The organism is Streptomyces phytophilus (genome assembly GCF_013870535.1).
Taxonomy (GTDB): domain Bacteria; phylum Actinomycetota; class Actinomycetes; order Streptomycetales; family Streptomycetaceae; genus Streptomyces; species Streptomyces phytophilus.
Genome location: NZ_JACBXC010000191.1, coordinates 1 through 7411, shown reverse-complemented (window position 1 = coordinate 7411; position 7411 = coordinate 1). Strand labels below are relative to the sequence as shown.

At 72.4% G+C, this 7411-nt stretch carries 6 protein-coding genes; all 6 read left to right on the top strand.

From position 1 onward, the window contains the following. Window positions 1–1154: glycoside hydrolase family 38 C-terminal domain-containing protein (locus tag H5J30_RS12075; RefSeq protein WP_258563266.1), on the top strand; the 1154-nt coding region annotated here is incomplete at its 5' end. A 1-nt stretch (window position 1155) separates the two neighbouring features. Then, complete coding sequence (locus H5J30_RS12070) at window positions 1156–2172, top strand: hydroxyacid dehydrogenase (protein ID WP_181787434.1); 1017 nt, start codon at window positions 1156–1158, stop codon at window positions 2170–2172. Between the two features lie 46 nt (window positions 2173–2218). Next, window positions 2219–3199 carry an ABC transporter permease gene (locus H5J30_RS12065; RefSeq protein ID WP_181787433.1) on the top strand — a complete coding sequence of 327 codons (981 nt, stop codon included), beginning with the start codon at window positions 2219–2221 and terminating at the stop codon, window positions 3197–3199. After that, window positions 3196–4143 (top strand): carbohydrate ABC transporter permease, encoded by a 948-nt coding sequence (locus H5J30_RS12060; RefSeq protein WP_181787432.1) that lies wholly within the window; start codon window positions 3196–3198, stop codon window positions 4141–4143. The genes H5J30_RS12065 and H5J30_RS12060 overlap by 4 nt, the downstream gene beginning before the upstream one ends. 2 nt (window positions 4144–4145) lie before the next feature. Beyond that, window positions 4146–5774, top strand: a complete 1629-nt coding sequence (locus H5J30_RS12055) for an extracellular solute-binding protein (protein ID WP_181787431.1) — start codon at window positions 4146–4148, stop codon at window positions 5772–5774. Next, window positions 5756–7411 (top strand): DUF2264 domain-containing protein (locus H5J30_RS12050; protein ID WP_258563265.1); only part of this gene is annotated, 1656 nt, incomplete at its 3' end. The genes H5J30_RS12055 and H5J30_RS12050, both read left to right, overlap by 19 nt.

Genomic DNA, 7411 nt, shown 5'->3' with positions numbered 1-7411 from the left:
GCGGCGGAGACGTCCTGGACACGCCGGCGGCCCCCGTGACGGCGAAGCCCGAGTCGGGCGGCTACGTGCTGGGGAACGGTCTGCTCACCGTGGCCGTCGGTGCCGACGGGCTGGTCACGTCGGTCTACGACCACGCCGCCGGCCGCGAGGCGATCGCGCCCGGCACGGCCGGCAACCTCCTCCAGACCCACCCCGACGACCCGAACGTCTGGTCCGCCTGGAACATCGACCCGTACTACCGCGACACCGTGCGCGACCTGCGCGACGCCGACGAGGTCGCCCTCGCCGAGAGCGGGCCGCTGCTCGCCTCGGTCCGGGTGCGGAGGACGTTCGGCGACTCGGCAGTGGTGCAGCACCTGGAACTGGCGGCGGAGAGCAGGCAGCTCACCGTCCGTACGGACATCGACTGGCAGGAGCGGGACACCGTACTCAAGGCCGCCTGGCCGCTGGACGTGCACGCCGAGGAGGAGAGCGCGGAGATCCAGTTCGGGCATGTGCGCCGGCCCACCCACGAGAACACGAGCTGGGACGCGGCCCGCTTCGAGAAGTGGGCGCACCGCTGGATCCACGTGGGCGAACGCCACTGGGGCGCGGCCCTGCTCAACGACTCCACCTACGGGCACGACGTCGGCCGCGGCACCCGGGACGACGGCGGGACCACCACGACCGTACGGCTGTCCTTGCTCCGCGCCCCGCACAGCCCCGACCCGCAGGCCGACCGGGGCCGCCACACCTTCACGTACGCGCTGGTCGCGGGCGCCGGTATCGAGGAGGCGATCGCGGGCGGGTACGCCCTCAACCTGCCGCCCCGCCCCGCGGACGCCGAGGCCGCGCCGCTGGTCGCGGTCGACCACCCCGACGTCGTGGTCGAGTCGGTGAAGCTGGCCGACGACCGCGGCGGCGATGTCGTAGTGCGGCTGTACGAGGCGTGCGGCGGCGCGGTGTCGGCCACGGTCACGGCCGGCTTCCCGGTTGCCGGGATCAGCGACTGCGACCTGCTGGAGCGCCCGCTCGGCGAGCTGACCGAGGCCGGCGCGGCCGCCGTCGTCAGGATGCGTCCCTTCCAGATCCGCACCCTTCGCCTGCGCCCCGCCGGCCGAACCCGGGGAACCGGCGTCGCGCACGACGACCGCGCACCGGCCGAAGGCCGCTGACATGGCGACTCGCCTCGTACGCGCCGACCGCCCCGGGGCGGTGTGCGTCATGGGCCCCGATGTCGCCGGCCTCGTCCTGCCCCGGGAGCTGCGCGCCCGACTGGCCGGACACGTACGGCTGCTCACCGACGCGGCCGGCACCGAGGTGCACGCCCGCTTCCCGGCCGCGCTCGCCGACGCGGAGGTCCTCCTCAGCAGTTGGGGCTGCCCGCCGCTCACCGCCGAGGTGGTGGCGGGCGCCCCGCGGCTGCGGGCGGTGGTGCACGCTGCGGGCACGGTCAAGTCCCTGGTCGGCGAGGCGGTATGGGAGCGCGGTATCCGCGTGTCCTGTGCCGCCGACGCCAACGCCGGCCCCGTCGTCTCGTACTCCGTCGCCCTGATCACCCTCGCCGCCCGGCGCACCCTTGCCATGGCGGCCGGCTACACGGCCGGGTGGCCCGGGCCCCGCTCCCGCGCCGGGGGCGACGGCGCCACCGTGGGCATCGTCGGCGCCTCCCGGATCGGCCGCGGTGTGATCGCCGAACTCGCCGGCTCCGACGCCGGCTACCGCATCCTGGTCAGCGACCCGTACCTGACCGACGACGAGGCGCGGCTGCTCGGCGCCCGGCGGGTCGAACTGGACGAGCTGTGCCGGCGCTCGGCCGTCGTCAGCGTGCACGCGCCGCTGCTGCCGGAGACCACCGGCCTGCTCGACGCCGCGAAGCTCGCCCTGCTCCCCGACGGCGCCGCGCTGATCAACACCGCGCGGGGCGCGATCGTCGACACCGAGTCCCTGACCAGGGAGTGCGTCTCCGGCCGCCTGGAGGCGTACCTCGACGTCACCGACCCGGAACCCCTGCCCCCGGACCACCCCCTCGCCGCGCTGCCCCACGTGCTCCTCACGCCGCACATCGCCGGGGCCCAGGGCACCGAGGTGCGGCGGCTCGGGCGGTACGCCGTCGCCGAGGTCGCCCGCTGGTTGGCCGGAGAGCCGCTGTGCGGAGAGGTCACCCGCCGGGCGCTGCCGCGGCTGGCGTGACCGGAAGCGGAACGCCCGTCTTTCAATGAGGAAAGGGCTCCAACCGATGACAACGCTTCAACAGACGGCCGCCCCACCGGCCGAGAAGAGCGGCGGCGCGGGCAAGCGGCTCCCGCTGAGGCGGCTGCGACCGGGCAACCGCCGCGACCTCGCCCTGTTCTGGTTCGCCGTCCCGGGACTCGCGGCCCTGCTGCTGTTCCACTACATACCGCTGCTCGGGAACGTCATCGCCTTCCAGGACTACCAGCCGTACATCGGCATCATGCACAGCCCCTGGACCGGCTTCGACAACTTCGACGTCGTCTTCGACGGCAACGAGCAGTTCCTGCGGGCCCTGTCCAACACCCTGCAGCTGACGCTGATCCAGGTCGTGTTCGTCTTCCCGGTGCCGATCGCGCTGGCGCTGGCGCTGAACAGCCTGGTCAGCGAACGGCTCAAGAAGTGGGTGCAGAACGTCCTGTACCTGCCGCACTTCCTGTCCTGGGTCGTCATCGTCGCCCTCTTCCAGCAGATGCTGGGGCAGACCGGCATGCTCAACCTGTTCCTGCAGAGCCACGACCTGGGCACCTGGAACATCATCGGCAACCCGGACACGTTCAAGGCGCTCCTCACCTTCCAGGTGATCTGGAAGGACGCCGGCTGGGGCACGATCCTCTTCCTCGCCGCCCTCTCCCGCGTCGACAACAACCTGTACGAGGCGTCCGCGATGGACGGCGCCAGCCGCTTGCGGCAGACCTGGCACGTCACCCTGCCCGCGCTGCGCAGCCTGGTGATCCTGCTGCTCATCCTGCGCCTCGGCGACGCCCTGTCCGTCGGCTTCGAGCAGATCCTGCTCCAGCAGACGGCCGTGGGGCTCCAGGACAGCGAAGTGCTCGACACGTACGTCTTCAACAACGGCCTCGTCGGCGGGCAGTGGGGTGTCGCCGCCGCCGTCGGGCTGGTCAAGGGCGTCGTCGGGGTGGTGCTCGTGCTGGGCGCCAACAAGATCGCCCATCTCTTCGGCGAGGAAGGTGTCTACCGGTCATGACCACCCTGTCCCCCACCCGGCCCCGCCGCAGCGGCGGCAGGACGCACCGGGCGTACAGCGCGATCCCCGGCGAGAGCCCCGGCTCGCCGCCGTGGCGCGCCCTGAAGTCGCTGCTCCTGCTGGTCTGCGTGCTGCTGGTCGTGGTGCCCTTCGTGGCCATCGTCTCGACATCCGTCGCCGGCTCCGCACAGGTCACCGAGGCCGGCGGGTTCGTGCTCTGGCCCGACCACCCGACCCTCGACTCGTACACGGCGCTGCTCTCCGGCGGGCTGGTGTCCAGGGCGATGATGGTGAGCGTCGGGATCACCGTGGTCGGCACGGCCCTCAGCCTCGTCAGCTCGATCATGCTCGCGTACGGGCTGAGCCGCCCCGGCTCCTTCGGGCACAAGCCGATCCTCATGCTGCTGCTGATGTCCATGCTGTTCGTGCCGGGCGTCATCCCCACCTATCTGACGGTCAAGCAGCTCGGCATGATCAACAGCTACTGGTCGCTCATCCTGCCCACCATGATCAACGCGTTCAACGTGATCGTCCTGCGCTCCTTCTTCATGAGCATCCCGAAGGAACTGCTCGACGCCGCCCGTATCGACGGCGCGTCGGAGTGGTCGATCCTGAGCCGTGTCGTCCTGCCGCTGTCCAAGGCGTCCGTCGGCGTCATCGGCCTCTTCTACGCCGTCACGTACTGGAACGCGTTCTTCAACGCGCTGCTGTTCATGAACGACGCCGCCAAGTGGCCCATGCAACTGGTGCTCCGCACGTACGTCGTGAACAACGCCTCGCTCAGCGGCGGCCAGATCGACGCCGCCGCCGGCGCGCCGGTGCCGCCGGCGCAGTCGCTCCAGGCGGCCATCCTCGTGCTGTCGATCGTCCCGATCGTGCTCGTCTACCCCTTCGTCCAGCGCCACATGAACAAGGGCGTGATGATCGGGGCGGTGAAGGGATAACCATGAAGACACCTCTCACCCGCCGCGGCTTCCTCGCCGCCGCGGCCGGCACCGGGGCCGGCCTGGCCCTCACCGGCTGCGGCGACTTCGAGCCCCGGCCGGCCCGGCTGGCCAACGCGAAGGCGGAGCTGCCCGCGTACGTCCCGTACCGCGGCGTGCCGACGGACATGCCCGCCACCGCGGACGGCGTCTCCGCCGGCCACCGGCACTTCCCCCGCGAGGTGGTGGCGGCCTTCCCGGACGGCCCGCCCGCCGAGGGCCCCGGCATCAAGATCATGAACCTGATCTTCAACCCGGTGCCGCCCCCGGTGGACGGCAATGCCATGTGGCAGGCGCTCAACGAGTACGTCGGCTGCGACCTCGGCTTCGAGATCACCCCTGTCGGCGACTACCCGCAGAAGTTCGCGGTCACACTGGCCGGCGGCGACCTGCCGGACGCGATGCTGATGCTGCCCCCGGACCAGAACAGCGCCGCCACGCCCGACATGCTCGACGCCCTCTTCGAGGACCTCACCCCGCACCTCTCCGGTGACAACGTCCGCGACTACCCGTTCCTCGCGAACATCCCCACCGACTCCTGGCTCCCCTGCGTGCGCAACGGCGGCATCTACGCCCTGCCCATGCCGCGCCCGGTCTCCAGCGGCCCCACGTTCACCCGCCTCGACCTCCTCCGGAAGAAGGGCCTCGACCCCGACCCGAAGACCTGGCGCGAGTTCTTCCGGCTCTGCAAGGACGCCACCGACCCCGGGGCCCACCAGTACGCCCTCGGCGACCCCACCACCACCTGGAACCTGCTGATGCAGATGATGGGGGCGCCCAACTGGTGGCGGGAGGAGAACGGCAGGTTCACGCACTACTACGAGACCGAGGAGTGCCGGCAGGCCCTCGACGCCGGACTGCAGCTCACCAGGGCCGGCGTCGTGCACCCGGACGCGTTCAGCGTCGTTGGCAAGTTCAAGGACTGGTTCGGCAACGGGCAGATCGTCATGCACCCCGACGGCCCCGCGGCCTGGAACGACTTCTACACCGTGTACGAACCGGTAGCCGAGGGCCTGGACATCGGCTACCAGATGCCGCCCGACTGGGACGCCGCCACCCCCGCCGGGCAGTGGCAGGGCCGCGCCAACTTCGCCACCCTCATCGTCAAGAAGGCCCCCGAGGCCCGCATCAAGCAGATCCTCCGCGCCATGAACGCCCTCGCCGCCCCCTTCGGCACCGACGGCTACCTGCTGCGCAAGTACGGCGTACGCGGCCCCGACCACACCCTCGAAGGCACCGACCCGATCCTCACCCCGCAGGGCACGGCCGAGGTCACCCTGCCGACGACGTTCGCCACGGACTCGCCGTTCACCCTCTACTACCCGCAGAAGCCGGAGATCGTGCCCGGCCAGTACGCCTTCCAGAAGGAAGCCGTCAAGAAGCTGATCCCCAACCCCGCCGAGGCCCTCTACTCGGCGACGGACGCCGAGATGTCCAAGCTGTTCGGCCTGCGGTTCGAGAGCCTGCGCAAGGGCGTCATGCAGGGGCGGAACTCCCGCGGCGAATGGGACGATGCCGTCCGGGAGTGGCGCAGGGAGGCGGGCGACAAGATGCGTGCGGAGTACGAACTGGCATGGGAGACCCGGTACTGATGGGCCGCACCGCCGCCGGGGACCGCGCGCGCTGGGAGCGGGCCGCGGACGACCTGCTGCTCGCCGTCCGGCCGTACGCCACCGACGAGCACTCCCTGATCGACCTGCCCGGCGTGCCGAGCGTCAGCGGGCGGCTGAGCGACGGGCTCGAAGGGTTCGCCCGCACGTTCCTGCTGGCCGCCTTCCGGCTCGCGGGCGCGGCGGGCGCCGACCCGCACGACCTCGCCGGCTGGTACGCCGCGGGCCTGGCCGCCGGCACCGACCCGCACCACCCGCGGCGCTGGCCGGCCTTCGCCGAATGCAACCAGGCCAAGGTCGAGGCCGCGTCCATCGCGCTCGCGCTGCACGAGACCCGCCCCTGGATCTGGGACCGGCTCCCGGCGAAGGTGCAGCAGCGGATACTGGACTGGCTGGCCCCGATGGTCGGCGACCCGATGCCGGGCAACAACTGGGTCTGGTTCCAGGGCGTCACCGAGGCGTTCGCCCGTACGGCCGGCGGCGCCTGGCGGCAGCAGGACCTCGACCGGACGATCGCTCTCACCGACGGCTGGTACGCGGGCGACGGCTGGTACTCCGACGGCCTCACCGGCGGGGAGCGGCGCAACTTCGACCACTACAACGGGTGGGCGATGCACCTGTACCCGCTGTGGTTCTGCCGCATCCTGGGCGACGCGGCCCCGGCCGGGCTCCTCGACCGCTACCGGACGCGGCTCCACCGCTTCCTCGCGGACCAGCGGCTCCTCTACGGCGCCAACGGCTCCCCCGTCGTCCAGGGCCGCTCGCTGACCTACCGGCACGCCGCGCTCGCCCCGCTGTGGACCGGCGCCCTCTTCGACGCCACGCCGCTCGCGCCCGGCGAGACCCGCGCCCTCGCCAACCGCGTGCTCGACCACTTCACGGCGAACGGCGCCACCGACGGGCGCGGCCTGCTCACGCTCGGCTGGCACCGCCCGTACCGCGGCATCCTCCAGGCGTACTCCGGGCCGGCGTCCCCGTACTGGGCGAGCAAGGGCTTCATCGGACTCGCCCTGCCGCCCGGCCACCCGGTGTGGACCGAGCCGGAGGCCGTTCCCGCCGTCGAGCAGGCCGACTTCACCCGCTCGCTGCCCGCCCCCAGGTGGCTCGCCTCCGGCACCGCCGCGGACGGCGTCGTACGGGTCGTCAACCACGGCGGCGACCACGCCGACCCGGGCCGCCTGCACGCGGACGACCCCTGCTACGCGCGCTTCGCGTACTCCACCCACACCGCGCCCGAGACCCCCGGCGACCCCACGGCGGGCGACGGTTCCTGCGCGGACGCCGACCCGCTCGACAACGCGGTCGTCCTCCTCGACCCCGCCGGGCGGGCCTCCCACCGCCGCCCGTCCGCCAGGGTCTCCATCGGCGAGACCACCGCCGTCTCACGGAGCCGGGCCCACTGGCCGGCGGACACCGCCTGGGACCCCTTCGGCGGTCCCGACTGCGCGTACGTGCCGGGGCCCTGGCTCACCGTGGGCTCGGCGCTGCGCGGCTCCGTCGAGGTGCGGGCCGTGCGCGTCGACCCCGGCGCGGGCGATGCCCCCGGTGAGGAGGGCGCGGCCGGGCACGTACTGCGTGTCGGAGGCTGGGCGCTGGCCGTCGACCCGTCCGCCGCCGCT